The following is a 16,600-nucleotide window of genomic DNA, read 5'->3' as shown; positions in this document are numbered from 1 at the left end:
GTTCAAGACAAGGGTGCTGTCCAAAATCACTGCCTTGACAATGGTTCAGTTCGTTAACAGGTTCGTCTTTGATAGAAATATAAACAACATTAAAATCAGCATTGTTTAAAATGCACAATGGGTTAATAAAAAGTATATTTTTAGCGTAAATATGTCAATCATGAAAAATATTGTGATATTGACCGGTGCAGGTATAAGTGCGGAAAGCGGTTTAAAAACGTTCAGGGATTCCAACGGGTTATGGGAAGGACACAATGTTATGGAAGTAGCTTCACCACAAGGGTTCCAAAATGATCCTGAATTGGTTTTGGATTTTTATAATCAAAGAAGGCAACAACTTTTAGAAGTGCACCCCAATAAGGCACATTGTTCCCTAACCGAGTTAGAGGCTTTTTATAATGTTGCCATTATCACTCAAAATGTAGACGACCTTCATGAAAGGGCGGGAAGCAACAATATACTTCACTTGCATGGTGAGCTGTTAAAAGCTCGTAGTACCGGGAATGCAATGGATATCCTCGAATGGGAAAAAGATATTAAAATTGGAGATCTATGTAGACAAGGACATCAATTAAGGCCGCATATCGTTTGGTTTGGAGAGGCCGTTCCATTATTGGAGAAAGCCATTGAAATTACCGAAAAAGCGGACATATTAATTATTATAGGAACATCTATGCAGGTTTATCCCGCCGCAAGCCTTATCGATTTTGTAAGTAGGAACACTCCCATTTATTTTATAGATCCCAAACCATCGATTTCCGAGACCTTTAGGGATAATCTGACAATACTCCCCAAAACAGCGGTAGAGGGCGTTCCTAATTTGGTTGCTTCCCTAATTGGTACAAAACCCTAGTTTTCTTTGCCCACCGGACAATAGCGTCTATTTGCTCTCGGTCTAAAACGGCCTCCTTATGGGTCCAAGTGTATTCCGCTAAAGGCATTTCATTCTCAGAAACTTCCTCGATCAGTTCCTCCAATTTATGGTCTTTTCGTTTGTTGGAATACTGTGCCCAATCAGAAAAATTCAATTCCTCTTTCCCCTCTTTAATATGGTCTTGCAACCAAAAAGAAATTGGGGCGATATTGTTATACCATGGGTAATTCGTATGATTGCTATGGCAATCATAACATGCCGTTTTTAACAAGGTTCTTACCTCGTTCGGCGGATTGGTCTCTGTTAAAAATGGCAGCGTGTGTTCACCTTGGGCAAGATTCTTTTCAGGACGGTAAAATTGTATCGCAATACCTAAAATCAATAGAACTAAAAGAATTTTTTTGAGTATTTTCATTTGAAAAACCTTAGTCTGGTAAAATTACAATTTTTATGACCGCAACGGAACTTTACGATATCCTAAATTATGTAGATCATTCCAGGGAAAAGCGTTTGGAAATGGCTCATATGGTATCCAACAACCCTCGTATGATAGAGCCTTTGTTATGTATAGCACTTCAAACGGACGACCCCATATCTTCAAAAGCCTGTTGGGTCTTGGAGTTTACCGCAAAGCAAGATCTTTCTTGTCTTTTTCCTTTTATGGATTTATTTATGGACAGCCTTCCTGCGGTGCGATTAGAATCTTCTATAAGGCCCTTTGCCAAAATTTGTGAATACCTGGCCATATCCTATTTCAAGGATAAAAACCCACGAACACAAAAAAATCTTTCAGAAAGCCATTTGGAAAAAATGGCAACGGCTTGTTTTGATTGGTTGATAGGTGATTACAAAGTTGCCGCAAAGGCTTATTCTATGACCAGTCTGGTATTGTTGGGGTCAAAATTCGATTGGATCAACCCGGAATTAAAGATGGTATTGGAACAAAATTATGCTTTAGGAAGTGCTGCCTACAAAGCGAGGGCAAGAATGATTTTATCAAAACTGAGAAAGAAAGGCCTGTAACCTTTGAATGCCAACAAAACTTTTAAACTTTGGTGCTTATGGGTATCTTTGCGCTTTTCATAACCTATCAACAAATATGTCCGTAAACACATTAAATGCCATTTCGCCAATCGATGGGCGTTACAGAAATAAGACCGGGGGTTTGGCGGCCTATTTTTCCGAAGAAGCCTTGATCAAGTACAGGGTGAGGGTAGAGATCGAATACTTTATTGCCCTTTGTGAAATACCGCTACCACAACTTTCAGGTTTTGATCGTTCCAAATTCGGGCCTTTACGGGAGATCTATGCCAATTTTGACGGGACCGATGCCGAGGCTATAAAAGAGATAGAGAAAACCACCAATCATGATGTAAAGGCTGTCGAATATTTCATTAAAAATGCTTTTGACAGCTTGGGTTTAGGAACGTTCAAGGAATTTATACATTTTGGACTTACCTCTCAGGATATTAACAATACCGCGGTTCCCCTTTCCATTAAGGAAGCGATGAACGAGGTCTACGTCCCCTTATATTTTGAAGTTTCGGAAAAACTCAGGGAATTGTCCAAAGAATGGTCCAATATCCCTATGCTGGCACGTACCCACGGGCAGCCCGCATCCCCTACCCGGTTAGGCAAGGAAATTGATGTGTTCGTGGAACGTTTAAAGGAACAGTTCAATTTATTGAACGATATTCCGAGTGCCGCCAAATTTGGTGGGGCAACGGGCAATTATAATGCCCATCAAATCGCTTATCCAAATATAGATTGGAAAGTTTTTGGACAAAAATTTGTTCAGGAAAAGCTGGGATTGTATCATTCTTTTCCCACTACACAAATTGAGCATTATGATCATATGGCCGCTCTTTTCGATACTTTAAAACGGATCAATACCATAATTTTAGACTTGGACAGGGATTTTTGGACCTATGTTTCCATGGATTATTTCAAGCAAAAGATAAAAAAGGGCGAAGTAGGTTCCTCTGCCATGCCGCACAAAGTAAATCCCATAGATTTTGAAAACTCGGAAGGGAACCTGGGAATCGCAAATGCGCTCTTTGAACATTTGTCCGCAAAACTTCCGGTTTCCAGATTACAAAGGGATTTAACGGACAGTACCGTGCTCAGGAATGTTGGTGTACCGTTCGCCCATACCTTAATTGCTTTTCAATCTACGCTGAAAGGATTGAACAAGTTATTATTGAACAAGGAAAAGTTTGAACAGGATTTGGAGCATAACTGGCCCGTTGTGGCCGAAGCCATACAGACGATATTAAGAAGGGAAGGATATCCAAACCCGTATGAGGCCCTAAAGGGACTCACCCGTACCAATGAAAAAATAAATCAGGAATCCATTGCCGCGTTTATAGATACTTTGGATGTTTCCGAAGCAATAAAACAGGAACTAAAACGCATTACCCCCAGTACATATACGGGGATTTAAATACACTATGCTTATAAAAAAAGGCCGTTTAAAACGGCCTTTTTCTCAGTAAGGAAAAAATTTACTTGTTAATCTGGACTTCGTGCGGGTATGGAATCTCGATACCGGCCATATCCAAGGCGGCCTTACTACCCTCTATGGTGGCAAAATAGACATCCCAATAGTCCTCTGGTCTACAATAAGGCCTCACGGCCAGGTTTACAGAACTGTCCGCCAATTCTTCAACGTTTACGGATGGTGCGGGATCAGCAAGTACTTTAGGGTTCGCTTTTAACATGGCCAACAATACTTCTTTTGTTTTTTTAATGTCCGATCCATAATCCACTCCAACAGAAGTATCTACGCGCATCTTACCTTCCGCGGTATAATTGATTATATTTCCATTGGCCATGGCCCCATTGGGAACTATGGCCAATTTGTTTTGAGGGGTTATTAACTTGGTGGTGAATATCTCTATTTCCTTCACGGAACCCAAAACGCCCTGTGCTTCTATTAAATCCCCGATCTTATACGGTTTAAAGATCATGAGCAATACCCCGCCCGCAAAATTGGACAGCGAGCCTTGCAACGCAAGACCTACCGCAAGGCCGGCTGCCGCTATTACGGCCGCCAAACTGGTCGTCTCCACCCCAAGCGTGGAAATCACCGTAATGATCAAAAATATCCTAAGTCCCCATGAAATAAGATCTGTCAAAAATTTTTGTAGGGAGATATCATAAGTGCCTTTTGACATAACTTTTTTGACCGCTTTCACAATTTTTTTAATGATCCAAGAACCTATAATGTATATTATAATAGCCTTAATCAAGGGGATTCCATAGGCTTCTACATACCCTAAAATTGTTTCCATCGATAAGTTTTCCATAATAATTGTTCCGTTTTTATAGTTAGTAATACGTTTCAAAAGTTAAGACCCCAATATAGAAAGAAGGTCACACAACTCGAATTTTAAAATGAAATCAAATATCTCCATTCCGACCTAAAGTTCAAAAACAAAAAAATCCCGTTACGATAGACCGTAACGGGATTTTCAATTCAATTTCATATATTCAATTTCTAAACAAATCCTCTATTCCCTCCAGGCCTTCGCCCTTATAGTCGGATTTCTGGATGGCCTGCAACAATTGTACAAAATGGGCAGGGTTCATATCATCTCCTAGAACTCTTATTATGGCAAACCCTTTATCGCTATTGTCACCATAAATAATCACCTCATCAATAGCGTTCTCTTCTCCCATATATTTTATGGTAGCCTTACCATATTTCGTATTCATTTTCATTAACTCCGTATAAACTTCCTTTCCTAAAATGTCCTTCACCTTCGTTTTTTCCGTCTCATAATCCGTTGTGTTTTCGGCCGTCTTCTTAAAGGCTAGGATATTAAGCTTTCTTAGTGCCTTTACGGCCATTTTTTGGGTTGCGGTCAAGTCGGCCTCCTTCAGGTTCAATATACTGGCCGGAACATTAAAAGAAAGAAAATTGGGGTTTTCGGAATTGTTTACATAATATTCCTGTAAACTCTGTGATGACGAACATGAGGCCAGGAACAGCGTTATTGCCATCAACATATTTATAATTACTTTTTTCACCTTTATTCGGTTTTTATTTGTGTTTCGCATCAGCAAATAGTCAACAATAATGACCGATCACTGATAATTGATAATTGATAATTGATAATTGAATTTACTATTTTCTTCCTGCTTTGTTCAACTCCTTGGGAAGGTTCATTCTTTCTGTTAATGCACCTATCTTTTTCAAATCGATATCGCCCGTAAGGCTTACTAATACGGTTTCAAATTTTCTTCCATGCAGATCAACATCCAAGTCTTTCATTCCTGAGACGAACATTAAAAGCTCCGAAACATGATCTTTCTTTTTCCCGTTCCTGATATAGAACTTCACGTTTACATCTTTATCCTTTACACGCATTAATTCTTCTAGCTTGGACGATTTCAGATATTTATGAACCGTGTTGTCCATATCCATTGACACTTTTTTATCCTCGGTTATGAAAACCTTTACTCCTTTTAGATCCTTTGCCACATCAATGAACTCTTTGGCTTCCTTATCGTTCGACATGTCACCTATTTTGGTGAAAAGGTCTATCATACCCTTGTTCACGATGACGGCCCCAACATTGTCCATCCGCTCATATTTATCAAATATGGATTGAGAGAGACCCAATAATGGTAAAAATGCGATTGCTGTTACTACTGTGATTTTTTTTAAAGTTTTCATGACTGTTGTTTTTTGTCCTGAACGAGTTTCAGGGTTTGTGATTGATGATGATTTATTTTAATTGTGCTCTACAAAACGACTATTGCTTTTTCCCTGCTTTGTTCAATTCCTGGGGCAAGTTCATTTTATTGGTAAGGGAACCTATTTTGTTAAGGTCTATATTTCCCGTTAAGGACAATAAAACGGTTTCAAACTTTCTTCCATTAACGTCCACACCCACGTTCTTTACTCCCGTTATGAACATTAAAAGTTCACTCACATGATCGGCATCCCTTCCTTCTTTAATATAGAATTTAACATTGGCATCTTTATCCTTTACCCTCATAAGTTCTTCCAAAGAGTTGTTTTTAAGATATTTATCCACGGTTTTCATCATATCCATGGATATGTCTTTATCCTCCGTAATAAAAACCTTAAGGTTTTTTAAGCTCTTGGCAATATCCATAAAGTCCTTAGCTTCCGGTTCATCTACCTCTACATCTATATTCGCCAAAAGCCGGAACATACTCTGGTTGACCACCACGGCACTTACATTGTCCAAATCCTCGTACTTATCAAAAATGGACTGTGAAAACCCTATATGGCAAACTAATGCCGTTATCACCGTTACTATTATCTTTTTCATTTGTTATATTTTAATTGTGATTATAAATTTTTTGTTTTGTTACTTCAAACTCGTTTAAATAAGTCATTTTTTGGGTGCCTTTACTAAAATTTTCCGCCAAAAGTGCAAAAGCCTTTTTTGTCTCATGGTAGGCCGCCAATGCCTTTTCTTGATCCTCCAATTGTTTCTCCCGATAATCCCGGTAGCTACCTGACCCAAAATAAGCACCAAAAGCAAAAACAGCCACAGCCGCAATAGCGGCCCATTTATAATACGCCTTTCCATGTTTTAAGGACACTTGCCCGGTAAAACGTTCTTCTTTGGCCCTGGAAAAATATTGGAACATAGGGGCATATTGTTCTAGATGGGGGGCTATTTTTCCTTTTGAAAAATAATCCCTCAAGATCTGCTCTTCTTCTACCGTAGCAGTGGCCTCAAAATATTTTTCCAATAATTCCTCTATGTTATGCGATTCCATAGTTGTGTTTTTGCATTAATTTTTCCCTAACCGTTTTTCTTGCCCTGGACAGGGCCACTCTAATGGCCGTAGGTTTCATATTCAATAAAGCCTCTATTTCTTCATACTCATATTGCTCTACATCCCGCAACTGCAATACCATTTTTTGTTGCTCGGGCAATTCCTCCAGGATTTTTTGAACCCAATCTACACTATCCTTTGCTTCTACCTCTTTTTGGAGCGAGGTGTTTTCATCCCCATAATTATTATGGACCAATTTTAGATTTCCCGCTTGCTTTGATTTCAACCTATCCAAACAAAAATTCTTGGTCATCGTCATGGCAAAGGCCTCTACATTATTATAACTCCCTATCATTTTCTTTTTGGCCCATAATTTTAAAAGAATCTCCTGTGTTGCGTCCTCTGCCTCTTCGGTAGATACCAACAGACGTTTTGCCAGCCGGTACAACTTATCCTTAAAGGGCATGACCACATTTAAAAATTCCGTTTGTTTCATGTGTTGGTTGTTCTTCGCAAACCCTTTATCAGTCTACAAAAGGAAGACGACGTTCAACGAGTTTTGTTACAAATAATTTTTTTTTCCTGTATATGTAAGTAAATTTAACATCCTTATACTACTTAATTATCGTAAGTATGATTATCGATGGCTAAACTAAGGTTTCTGAGTAGAATTGGAACGATTATTGAGAGCTATCGCTAGAAAGTTAAAGAGCTATGAAAAAGTATTTTCTCCTCCTACTTATCATTGGATTATGTTTTGGTTCCTGTAAAAAAGACGATGACGGTCCCATAGTTGAAGAAGAAAAGGTAGAAGAGACTCCGGAAGAGGTAAATATAGTAGTCCAAAATTTTATGTGGCAAACATTGAATGCCTATTATTTCTGGCAGGAGGATGTTCCCGATTTAGCTGATGATCGTTTTGCAACACAATCCGAATATGAAGATTATCTCATGGATAATCCTGATCCCGAAACTTTTTTGACCGATGAGCTTCTCTTTTCCGAAGACCGCTTTACTTTCTATAGTAATGATTATAAGGAACTTACAAATTTCATTTCCGGTATCGCCAAAAGCAATGGCCTTGAATTTGGCCTTTCCCGTATCGGGGATACGGATGATGTCTTCGGTTATGTGGAATATATTATCAAAAACTCAAATGCCGCGACCAAGGATATTGAAAGAGGGGATGTATTTATAGGAGTGGACGGAACAAGGTTGACCCTAAATAATTTTAGGGACCTCCTTTTTGGGGATAATGACACCTATACCTTAAACATGGCCACTATTGAGAATAATATCATAAGTCCCATTAATGCAGAAGTTACCTTGACCAAAGAAGAAGGTTTACAAGAAGACCCTATTCTAGTAAATAAAGTCCTGACCATTGGCGATAAAAAAATAGGTTATCTAATGTACAACCAATTTCAGGCGGGGTCCGGCGAAGAATTGAACCAAATTTTTGGAACTTTTAAAAATCAAAATATTTCGGATCTGGTTTTGGATTTGCGCTATAATTCAGGCGGAAGGGGAACAACGGCCACCATATTGGCAAGCCTGATCTATGCGCCCAATACTGAGGAGCTGTTTTTTAAAACACGCTACAATGCAAAACTTCAGGAGTTGTTTGGTGAGGATGCGAATAATAATTTTGTAAGCACTACCGGAACCAATGACGGAAATACAGGTGCTACGCTTAACTCCTTAAACCTGAACAAAGTATATATCTTGGCCACTGATGCCTCTGCATCTGCCAGTGAACTGGTCATGGTGGGTCTAGAACCCTATATCGATGTAGTTCACATCGGCTCTACTACTACGGGGAAAAATGAAGGTTCCTTGACTTTTGTGGATGACCCCGACAATGGAAATATTTATAGCCGGGAAAGAGAAGATCAAATAAACCCCGATAATCAATGGGCACTGCAACCCATTATCAGTAGAGTAGAAAATGGAGCAGGTTTTTCAGATTATGCGGACGGGTTGATTCCCGATATAGAATTAGTTGAGGATGTAGCCAATCTAGGTATGCTTGGGAACGAGAACGAACCTTTATTGGCAAGGGCCATTCAGGAAATCACCGGTGTGAGTGCCAAAAGAAGTTTTAATGTGCAAATACCCGGCAATTTGATATCCAGTTCCAAATTGTTCGATGATAGAAGAAGCGTCCTGATTTTAGATAACATAAAGAATACTTCTAAAAACCCCTTGGGGGCATTAAAATAACCGTTCCAAATTTAGTTTTATCTAATTGTCATGAATAAATATTTTATTTTCCTTACCATTATTGCGCTTATATCTTGCTCAAAAGATGATGAGCTTACTATTCCGGGAACCGTAAACCCAGATCCATTGGCCAATGTACAGGTACAGGATTTTATGTGGAAAGCCATGAATTTCTGGTATTTCTGGCAGTCGGAAGTATCGGACTTAGCCGATGACAGGTTTCCCAATACGACCGAAGGCAGTAAGGCGTACACGGATTTTTTAAATTCTGAAAATTCTCCAGCGGAATTCTTTGACAACAAATTGGTCTTTATCCAAGATCGTTTTAGCTTTTATAATGCCGATTATCGGGTGTTGACCAATTCCCTTGCCGGTATTTCCAGAAGTAACGGTATGGAATTCGGTCTGGTAAGAATCGCTGACAGCGAAGAACTTTTTGGATATGTACGCTATATCCTTCCCAATTCGGATGCTGCGGGAAAAGATATAAAACGAGGGGATCTTTTTACCGGGGTAGACGGAGAAACCCTAACATTGAGCAATTATATAGGACTGTTATTTGGAGAAAATAATGACTACACCTTAAATATGGCAGATTTTGTTAATGGTGAAATTGTACCCAACAATGAGGAAATCTCCCTGACCAAACAAGAGGCCTTTGCGGAAAACCCCGTCTTTATCTCAAAATCCTTTGAAATCAACGGTGAAAAAATCGGGTACCTTATGTACAATCAGTTTACCAATGAATATGATGATGACCTATATGACGCTATAACGACGCTGAATTCATCGGGGATTACCAATTTGATAATCGATCTTAGGTATAACCCTGGAGGTTCCGTAAATACGACCAGATTGTTGGCCAGTATGATCTATGATACCAATACCGCCAACCTGTTCTTGAAAAAACGCTATAACGACAAAATCCAGGAACAGCTCTCACAAAGTCAATTGGAAGTCTATTTTGCCGATAAGGTAGGAAGCAGGACCATAAACAGTTTGGGGTTAAACAAACTATATGTATTGACGAGTGCCAGCTCTGCATCTGCCAGTGAGCTGTTGATCAATAGCCTGGAACCCTATATAGATGTCGTCCAAATTGGTGATGTTACAAGAGGAAAGAACGAGTTTTCCACCACTTTAGTGGACGACAGGGAAAATTCATACCTATACACGCCTACACGGGTAGATAAAATTAATCCCGAGGTACAATGGGCCCTACAGCCCTTATTGGGACGCAATGAAAATGCCGATGGTTTTTCCGATTATACGAGTGGTCTGGTTCCAGATGTTCAGTTAAAAGAGGATTTGGATAATTTAGGAGTTCTTGGAGATCAGAACGAACCGCTTTTGGCCAGAGCCATTGAAGAGATTACCGGGGTTTCGGGCAAACGTGATTTTACCGTTAAAAGCCCCATTGATGTTATGACCAGTTCCAAAATGTTTTCCCCGATCGGGGATAAAATGATAGACGATACCCATTATAATTTAGAGTTGGAGTAAATAATATCACAAGAAAAAGAGCGGCCGATCGGCCGCTCTTTTTGTTTTATATTAACGATAATGCTCTTTTAGGGATATCTATTTTTCTATATTTAAAGCGTATCCTTTCAGGAACTTCCAGAATATCCGGATGAAAGATTCCGGCCAACAGTTCAATACCATCCACCAACGTACTGGCGGATGATTGCGTGAACATATCATAATCGGCAATAAAAACATTACCCTCTTTTACGGCCTTTAAGGTACGCCAACCTTCTTTTTGGGTCAGAAGATGCATTTCCTCCAAAGTACGGTCTATGGTAAATCCACAAGGGGCTATGACCAAAATTTCGGGATCGTACTTTAAAATCTTTTCCCATGGTGTAACAATACTGTCCCCGGAAGGGTTTGAAAGCATGTCTATACCACCTGCATAGCCTATTTGATGAGGAATCCAATGGCCACAATTAAAAATAGGTTCCAACCATTCCATCAAAAGTACACGTTTGGGCAAAGCCTTTGCCTTCCTAAGCGCATCTATGACCATATCTATCCGATCATGCAATCCGGCAAGGTAGGTATAAGCCACTTCCTCTTTCCCCAATGCTCTCGCAATAGTGACCGCATTCCCAAAAACATCGTTCAACGATGCCGGGCTTATTGAAAAAAGTTGGGGCTGCTTTTCAAGATGTGCCACCGCAGCGGAAGTACAGGCCATATCTATCTGGCAAACATCGCACATATCCTGTGTAAAAATAATATCCGGTGCTATACTCTCCAAAAGCGGTTGATCCACATAATACAGGTCTTTCCCCTGATGTTTACTCGCCGAGAACAACGCATCGATTTCCTTACTGGAAAGGTCTTTTCCTTCCAACACGCATCGCACTACAGGTTCTTTTTCCTTTAAGGCGAGTTCCGGACACTCAAATGTAATCCCGTATAAATGGTCATCCAATCCCATGTCATACAACATTTGGGTTACCGCCGGTAAAAAAGAACAGACTTTTAACATCCTTTAAATATACTTAAAGTTTTAGGTTAAATCCTGCATTTATATTTCTTCCCCTTGCCGTAAAGCCCAGAACCTCTACAAATTCTTCGTTAAAGAGATTATTCGCATTTATAAATACCTTTAATTTATTGGGCATTAATTCATGTTCGGCATATAGGCCTACCAAAGAAAATGCCTCCAAATCAACGCCCTGAAACACAGTAAAATCAGTATCCGTCCTATTTCCTGTATAGGCATAGGTTAAAGAAGCACTTGTTCTTTTAGAAAATGAATAATCAAAAGAAGCGTTTACTTTGTGCTTTGGAATCCGTATGGCATTATCGCCCTTACGCTCCGTAAACGTATAATTAATATTTAAATTCACGGTACTATTTGGTCTCCATGAGATTTCGGCCTCTACACCCTTTGCATCGATTTCATCGGTAATGTTGATGCTTCTGAAATTCTGGTCAAATCCGATTATATTTTTTTCATTGCGGTCAAAGTAAACGGCACTTAACCTCAGTTGATTGTCTATAGCGTATTCCAGGCCGCCCTCTACCGTCCTGTTCTCTTCCGGTTCCAAATTTGGATTAGCCCCAAAATCCCCGAACAACTGTGTCAATGCCGGTGTAATGTATGAGGTAGCGTAGGATCCCAAGATTTTCACATATCCGTTATCGGTAGAAAATGCATAGGAGGGGTTAAGGTTATATACAAAATGGTTCCCGTATTCCGAGTGTGTATTTAATCTGGCCCCCATATTTACATTAAGCCCGGTTCCGGACACAAATACAACATTGGCGTAGGGATCCAGAATGGTAAAATCCACTTCTTTGCTAAAGATGGCCTTGTCCTTAATATAGCTCACTCCTAATATCGTGTGCCATTTTTCGGCAATACGATATTTATGGAATAGCTCCAAAAAGAGGTTTCTTCCATTTGTAATGCTTTCCCCAGAGGAACTTTTTGAATCTGAAGTATAATCCGTATAAGAGGTGTTCAATTGTAAGGAACCATTGCCGTAATTAAATGTAGATGCAAGCCCTACCCTTTCCTGATCTTGTTTAAAACGATTGGGGGCTTCGGCCAGAGCATCATCAAACTCCGTATTATAATCGGTTTTGTTCCCAAAAACGGCTATATTGAAACTATCCGAAAATTGATATCCCAATCTGACATCCACGCTGTACAATGAGAAAGCATCCTCTTCGTTTTCCGGGGTAACGGCAGCGGAAAGTCCGTCTGAATACCTGTTGGAAAAAGCGGTACTGTAGGTAAATTTACTCAAGGTGCCGCTTACGGATGCACTATTTGAAAAATTGGACAAATTGTAATTTTGATCTTCCGAAGTCTGATTGGTTCCGACGGACGATTGAAAATTCCCGGCAATTTTGTCCTTCGCGCTTTTCTTGGTCGTAATATTGATGACCGCCGTAGCCGCATTGGTCCCATAGAGCGTACTTGCGGCTCCTTTTATAATTTCAATGGATTCAATATTTCCGGTGGAGAGCAGGCGTAGATCGTATTGGGGCGAAAAAGAGGAAGGATCGGAAACCCGTATGCCATCTATAAGCACCAATACCTGTTTTCCCCTACCACCACGAGCATAGACCCCTAAGACAGCTCCATTCCTTCCTCTACTGCCATTGATTTCAATACCACTTTTGGTATTGATAATTTGTGAAATGGTTTTTCCTTGGTTCCGTTCCAGTTCCTCAGCGGAAATCTTGATGACCGTTTTTCCGGAATTTTCACGTTTTAATGCAAAGCGTGAATCACTTACCACAACTTCATCCAATCGTTGGAGCGTTACGGAATCCTTTTCTTGTTGTGCAACAACATTTGCGCATGCCAAAGTAGCCGCACAAAAACCAATAATTTTTTTGTTCATTTTTAAATTCTCTAGTTCGAGTGAATAGTATGTCTGTCACCATACGTAAACCTTTATCCCGAAAGTTTAACAATAGTTGTTTGAATTTGGCAGGTCTCCTGACTTGTATCTTGTTACGTACCTTCCCGGTCAAAAAAACCAGTGGTTATGAAGTTTGTAGCAAGTACCGATGCATCGGCAAAACTTACAGTTGCGGGAACAGTTCTGGATTTTCACCAGATTCCCTTTTAATTTCATCATTCTAAAAAACGATGAAAACCAAAATTCGGTGCGAAAATAAACATTTTGTTCAATCTTTCTATTCAAAGGTGAAATAATACTACTTTTGGGCCGTCTATCTAACTATCTTTTTTTGAAACAAATTCTACTCCTATCTTGTTTATTTGTTTTTTTTGGATGTAAACAGGTCCAAAAAGAAACCCTTTCCCATAAAACCACGGGAAACATGATCAATATGGATTATGCCAACGGTTTTACCGTTCAAAAATCGGATACGGGCATTACCATAATCAACATCACATCTCCCTGGCCCGGTGCCGAAACCGCGTTTAAATATGCCTTGGTCCCCAAAGAGAAAATGGCCATGATCACATTGAACAAAGATGCCTATGATGCCATTGTTGCCGTACCTGTAGAACGTATCATAGTCACCTCTACTACACATATCTCGGCTTTAGATGCCCTGGGAGTGGAAGATAAACTGGTGGGTTTTCCCAATACCGATTTAATTTCTTCGGAAAAAACCCGAAAACGGATTCAGGAGGGGTATGTACGGGATCTGGCAATCAATGAAAACTTAAATACGGAATATGTAATTGCCTCACGGCCGGATGTTCTTGTTGGTTTTGGCATCAATAATGAAAATAAGGCATACGAGACCATAAAACGTGCCGGTGTGCCCTTGGTCTATAACGGGGAATGGATAGAGGAAACCCCGCTGGGAAAAGCGGAGTGGATAAAATTCTTTGCTCCTTTTTTTGGAAAAGAGAAAATGGCCGATAGTATTTTCACCAAAATCAAAAAGGAATACCGCGATGCCAAAAAATTGGCCTTAAATGCAAAAAACAAACCAACGGTTTTGACCGGGGGTTTATATAAAGACGTATGGCATGTAGCGGGGGGCAAAAGTTGGATGGCCCAATTTCTTAAAGATGCGCAGGCAGATTATCTTTGGTCCGGCAATAAAAGGACCGGAGGGATCCCCCTAAGTGTAGAAGCGGTTATCCATAAAGCACAAAATGCCGATTTTTGGTTCAACCCTTCACTACATACTTCGTATTCCGAGATGCTCGAGGCCAATCGTCACTATAAACAGTTTCATGCCTTTAAAAACAAAACGGTCTTTTCCAATTGCATTTCCAAAGGGGCAACAGGCGGATTGATCTATTATGAATTGGCCCCCCAACGCCCGGATTTGGTTTTAAAGGACCTCATTCATATATTTCACCCGGAACTTTTGCCAAAACATAAACTTTTCTTTTTTAAGCCATTGAAGTAATTGGAAAAACCCAGCACATATCTTAACCCCTTTCTCATATTGCTCTTCTCATTAGGGGTCTGTTTTATCCTTAACCTTAGTCTGGGGTCTATAAACATTCCTTTTTTGGATACGTTACGAGCCATTTTTGGAGGAAAACTGGAAGATACTTCCTTGGAATATATTATACGGAGTTATCGTATTCCAAAAGCCGTAACGGCCATTTTAACAGGTGGCGGATTGGCATTGAGCGGATTATTGATGCAGACCCTTTTTAGAAACCCTCTGGCAGGGCCATTTGTATTGGGCATAAGTTCCGGGGCCAGTTTAGGAGCAGCCTTACTTATTATGGGAGCATCCTTGTTTTCGGGCGTTATGGCTTTTGGGTTCATCAATGATATCGCCTTGGTCATTGCCTCCAGCATGGGCAGTTTTTTAGTGCTTCTGGCCGTTCTAGGTATTGCCATTAAGGTTAAGGATACCATGGCCCTATTGATCATTGGTCTGATGTTCGGTAGTATTACCGCAGCCGTCGTTAGTCTGCTTTCCTATTTTGCCGATGCCGAAGAATTACAGCAATTTATTTATTGGTCCTTTGGGAGTGTCGGAAACCTTTCCTGGAATCAATTGCTTATATTGTTCATCAGTATAGCCATTGGAGTCGTTTTGAGCATTTTTTCCATAAAACCCTTGAACGGATACTTACTCGGTGAAAACTATGCACAAAGCTTGGGCATTAATCTTAAAAAATCACGTTACATCATCATTATGGCTACCGGGCTTTTGGCAGGCGGTGTTACCGCTTTTGCGGGACCTATTGCGTTTATCGGATTGGCGGTTCCCCATTTGGCCCGACAGCTTTTTAATACCACAGACCATAAAATTTTAATGCCCGCCGTACTGATCTATGGTGCTATTTTAATGTTACTTTGTGACACCGTTGCACAATTGCCCGGTTCGGCACATATCTTACCTATCAATGCCATCACCAGCATATTAGGTGCCCCGGTGGTCATTTGGCTTTTGGTACGGAAAAAGAAAATGGTATTTTAAGAATAGTAAAAACAAATAGTAGAACCCATAAACCTCTTAAACCAATAAGTCCACGATCAAAACATATCTCACTAAAAATAAATGATTTATCCATAGGCTATAAATCTAAAACAGTATGCAACGGGATTAACTTTCACCTTTCCGTAGGTGAGCTTTCGGCAATCGTGGGTATAAACGGTATCGGTAAATCAACATTGTTACGAACACTGGGAAACTTTCAATCGAAGTTATCCGGCAATATCCAAATTGACGGGAAAGAAACAAATAACTATGATCCACTTGAATTGGCTTCCAAAATCAGTGTGGTACTTACAGAGCCTATAGCCTCTAAAAATATGACAGTACAGGAATTGGTGGCATTGGGCAGACAGCCTTACACCAATTGGATCGGAAATCTATCTCCAACGGATATTTCAAAGATCAATACGTCGCTTCAACTATTGGAACTGGACGATTTACAAAACAGAAAATGCTATGAATTAAGCGATGGACAATTGCAACGGGCCATGATCGCCAGGGCCCTGGCCCAGGATACCGATATTATTCTGTTGGACGAACCTACCACCCATTTGGACCTATACCATAAAATACAGATCTTAAAACTATTGAAGTCCATAGCCCATGAAACCCAAAAAACCATTTTATTTACAAGTCATGAAATAGAAATGGCCATTCAGCTCTGTGATAAAATTTTGATATTGGACGGTACTCAAAACCCGTTTGATGCACCTTGTGAGTTGATCAAGAACAGGGCTTTTGAAAGTCTTTTTCCTTCGGATGCGGTAACTTTTGATCCGGAGACAGGTTCTTTTCGTATTCAGAAGTAACCAGTATCTTTAC

The 16,600-nt window shown here is 40.0% G+C and carries 17 protein-coding genes, 1 pseudogene and 1 riboswitch; of the genes and pseudogenes, 9 read left to right on the top strand and 9 right to left on the bottom strand.

The features are described 5' to 3' along the window. Positions 1 to 109 (top strand): annotated as a pseudogene (locus ACKWB9_RS11740) (IS982 family transposase); the annotation flags it as partial. A 51-nt stretch (positions 110 to 160) separates the two neighbouring features. Continuing rightward, on the top strand, positions 161 to 853 hold the full coding sequence (locus ACKWB9_RS11735) for an SIR2 family NAD-dependent protein deacylase (RefSeq protein ID WP_414003206.1): 693 nt from the start codon (positions 161 to 163) through the stop codon (positions 851 to 853). Here the strand turns inward: ACKWB9_RS11735 and ACKWB9_RS11730 are convergent. Beyond that, positions 816 to 1,289, bottom strand: coding sequence for a heme-binding domain-containing protein (locus tag ACKWB9_RS11730; RefSeq protein ID WP_414003205.1), 474 nt, complete (start codon positions 1,287 to 1,289; stop codon positions 816 to 818). The two genes, ACKWB9_RS11735 and ACKWB9_RS11730, sit on opposite strands and share 38 nt — an antisense overlap. A gap of 35 nt (positions 1,290 to 1,324) precedes the next feature. On the opposite strand from ACKWB9_RS11730, the gene ACKWB9_RS11725 reads away from it, so the two are divergent. After that, positions 1,325 to 1,897: an adenylosuccinate lyase gene (locus ACKWB9_RS11725; RefSeq protein ID WP_414003204.1), complete on the top strand. Its 573-nt coding sequence runs from the start codon at positions 1,325 to 1,327 to the stop codon at positions 1,895 to 1,897. 76 nt (positions 1,898 to 1,973) lie between these two features. Further along, the gene (purB, locus tag ACKWB9_RS11720) at positions 1,974 to 3,317 is read left to right on the top strand and encodes an adenylosuccinate lyase (protein ID WP_414003203.1); all 1,344 of its coding nucleotides are present in this window, start codon (positions 1,974 to 1,976) and stop codon (positions 3,315 to 3,317) included. Positions 3,318 to 3,378: 61 nt separating this feature from the next. Here the strand turns inward: purB and ACKWB9_RS11715 are convergent, their stop codons facing one another. From ACKWB9_RS11715 to ACKWB9_RS11690, 6 genes are all read right to left on the bottom strand, one after another. Further along, on the bottom strand, positions 3,379 to 4,182 hold the full coding sequence (locus ACKWB9_RS11715) for a mechanosensitive ion channel family protein (RefSeq protein ID WP_414003202.1): 804 nt from the start codon (positions 4,180 to 4,182) through the stop codon (positions 3,379 to 3,381). 184 nt (positions 4,183 to 4,366) lie between these two features. Next, positions 4,367 to 4,906, bottom strand: coding sequence for a DUF4252 domain-containing protein (locus ACKWB9_RS11710; RefSeq protein WP_414003201.1), 540 nt, complete (start codon positions 4,904 to 4,906; stop codon positions 4,367 to 4,369). A 97-nt stretch (positions 4,907 to 5,003) separates the two neighbouring features. Continuing rightward, entirely contained in the window at positions 5,004 to 5,555 is a 552-nt protein-coding gene (locus ACKWB9_RS11705; protein ID WP_414003200.1) for a DUF4252 domain-containing protein, read from the bottom strand. A 79-nt stretch (positions 5,556 to 5,634) separates the two neighbouring features. After that, on the bottom strand, positions 5,635 to 6,180 hold the full coding sequence (locus ACKWB9_RS11700) for a DUF4252 domain-containing protein (protein WP_414003199.1): 546 nt from the start codon (positions 6,178 to 6,180) through the stop codon (positions 5,635 to 5,637). 10 nt (positions 6,181 to 6,190) lie between these two features. Further along, positions 6,191 to 6,637 carry a hypothetical protein gene (locus ACKWB9_RS11695; RefSeq protein WP_414003198.1) on the bottom strand — a complete coding sequence of 149 codons (447 nt, stop codon included), beginning with the start codon at positions 6,635 to 6,637 and terminating at the stop codon, positions 6,191 to 6,193. Then, positions 6,624 to 7,133, bottom strand: a complete 510-nt coding sequence (locus ACKWB9_RS11690; protein ID WP_414003197.1) for an RNA polymerase sigma factor — start codon at positions 7,131 to 7,133, stop codon at positions 6,624 to 6,626. Before ACKWB9_RS11690 ends, ACKWB9_RS11695 begins: the two co-directional genes overlap by 14 nt. A gap of 218 nt (positions 7,134 to 7,351) precedes the next feature. Between ACKWB9_RS11690 and ACKWB9_RS11685 the strand changes: the two genes are divergently transcribed. Together ACKWB9_RS11685 and ACKWB9_RS11680 are read left to right on the top strand one after the other, a co-directional pair. Then, on the top strand, positions 7,352 to 8,860 hold the full coding sequence (locus ACKWB9_RS11685; protein ID WP_414003196.1) for a S41 family peptidase: 1,509 nt from the start codon (positions 7,352 to 7,354) through the stop codon (positions 8,858 to 8,860). Between the two features lie 30 nt (positions 8,861 to 8,890). Next, the gene (locus ACKWB9_RS11680; protein WP_414003195.1) at positions 8,891 to 10,363 is read left to right on the top strand and encodes a S41 family peptidase; all 1,473 of its coding nucleotides are present in this window, start codon (positions 8,891 to 8,893) and stop codon (positions 10,361 to 10,363) included. A gap of 46 nt (positions 10,364 to 10,409) precedes the next feature. Here ACKWB9_RS11680 and ACKWB9_RS11675 read toward each other — a convergent pair whose 3' ends face one another. Beyond that, positions 10,410 to 11,357 (bottom strand): ABC transporter substrate-binding protein, encoded by a 948-nt coding sequence (locus ACKWB9_RS11675; RefSeq protein WP_414003194.1) that lies wholly within the window; start codon positions 11,355 to 11,357, stop codon positions 10,410 to 10,412. A gap of 13 nt (positions 11,358 to 11,370) precedes the next feature. Then, the gene (locus ACKWB9_RS11670) at positions 11,371 to 13,230 is read right to left on the bottom strand and encodes a TonB-dependent receptor plug domain-containing protein (RefSeq protein WP_414003193.1); all 1,860 of its coding nucleotides are present in this window, start codon (positions 13,228 to 13,230) and stop codon (positions 11,371 to 11,373) included. Positions 13,231 to 13,301: 71 nt separating this feature from the next. Further along, a riboswitch (cobalamin riboswitch) is annotated at positions 13,302 to 13,508 on the bottom strand. 74 nt (positions 13,509 to 13,582) lie between these two features. Between ACKWB9_RS11670 and ACKWB9_RS11665 the strand changes: the two genes are divergently transcribed. From ACKWB9_RS11665 to ACKWB9_RS11655, 3 genes are read left to right on the top strand one after another with little or no spacing between them, the layout of a single operon-like run. Next, positions 13,583 to 14,728: an ABC transporter substrate-binding protein gene (locus ACKWB9_RS11665; RefSeq protein WP_414003192.1), complete on the top strand. Its 1,146-nt coding sequence runs from the start codon at positions 13,583 to 13,585 to the stop codon at positions 14,726 to 14,728. Next, positions 14,729 to 15,760, top strand: coding sequence for a FecCD family ABC transporter permease (locus ACKWB9_RS11660; RefSeq protein ID WP_414003191.1), 1,032 nt, complete (start codon positions 14,729 to 14,731; stop codon positions 15,758 to 15,760). It begins immediately after the preceding gene. Continuing rightward, on the top strand, positions 15,754 to 16,587 hold the full coding sequence (locus ACKWB9_RS11655; protein ID WP_414003212.1) for an ABC transporter ATP-binding protein: 834 nt from the start codon (positions 15,754 to 15,756) through the stop codon (positions 16,585 to 16,587). The genes ACKWB9_RS11660 and ACKWB9_RS11655 overlap by 7 nt, the downstream gene beginning before the upstream one ends. Positions 16,588 to 16,600: the final 13 nt, after the last annotated feature.

It is taken from the genome of Maribacter spongiae, assembly GCF_047345125.1.
Lineage (GTDB): Bacteria > Bacteroidota > Bacteroidia > Flavobacteriales > Flavobacteriaceae > Maribacter.
This window is presented reverse-complemented; position numbering and strand designations above follow the sequence as displayed.

Excerpts from the sequence above, each read along its gene's own strand:
- ACKWB9_RS11735 (WP_414003206.1), top strand. The coding sequence starts at position 161 with ATGAAAAATATTGTGATATTGACCGGTGCAGGTATAAGTGCGGAAAGC.
- ACKWB9_RS11730 (WP_414003205.1), bottom strand. The coding sequence starts at position 1,289 with ATGAAAATACTCAAAAAAATTCTTTTAGTTCTATTGATTTTAGGTATT.
- ACKWB9_RS11725 (WP_414003204.1), top strand. The coding sequence starts at position 1,325 with ATGACCGCAACGGAACTTTACGATATCCTAAATTATGTAGATCATTCC.
- purB (WP_414003203.1), top strand. The coding sequence starts at position 1,974 with ATGTCCGTAAACACATTAAATGCCATTTCGCCAATCGATGGGCGTTAC.
- ACKWB9_RS11715 (WP_414003202.1), bottom strand. The coding sequence starts at position 4,182 with ATGGAAAACTTATCGATGGAAACAATTTTAGGGTATGTAGAAGCCTAT.
- ACKWB9_RS11705 (WP_414003200.1), bottom strand. The coding sequence starts at position 5,555 with ATGAAAACTTTAAAAAAAATCACAGTAGTAACAGCAATCGCATTTTTA.
- ACKWB9_RS11700 (WP_414003199.1), bottom strand. The coding sequence starts at position 6,180 with ATGAAAAAGATAATAGTAACGGTGATAACGGCATTAGTTTGCCATATA.
- ACKWB9_RS11695 (WP_414003198.1), bottom strand. The coding sequence starts at position 6,637 with ATGGAATCGCATAACATAGAGGAATTATTGGAAAAATATTTTGAGGCC.
- ACKWB9_RS11690 (WP_414003197.1), bottom strand. The coding sequence starts at position 7,133 with ATGAAACAAACGGAATTTTTAAATGTGGTCATGCCCTTTAAGGATAAG.
- ACKWB9_RS11685 (WP_414003196.1), top strand. The coding sequence starts at position 7,352 with ATGAAAAAGTATTTTCTCCTCCTACTTATCATTGGATTATGTTTTGGT.
- ACKWB9_RS11680 (WP_414003195.1), top strand. The coding sequence starts at position 8,891 with ATGAATAAATATTTTATTTTCCTTACCATTATTGCGCTTATATCTTGC.
- ACKWB9_RS11675 (WP_414003194.1), bottom strand. The coding sequence starts at position 11,357 with ATGTTAAAAGTCTGTTCTTTTTTACCGGCGGTAACCCAAATGTTGTAT.
- ACKWB9_RS11670 (WP_414003193.1), bottom strand. The coding sequence starts at position 13,230 with ATGAACAAAAAAATTATTGGTTTTTGTGCGGCTACTTTGGCATGCGCA.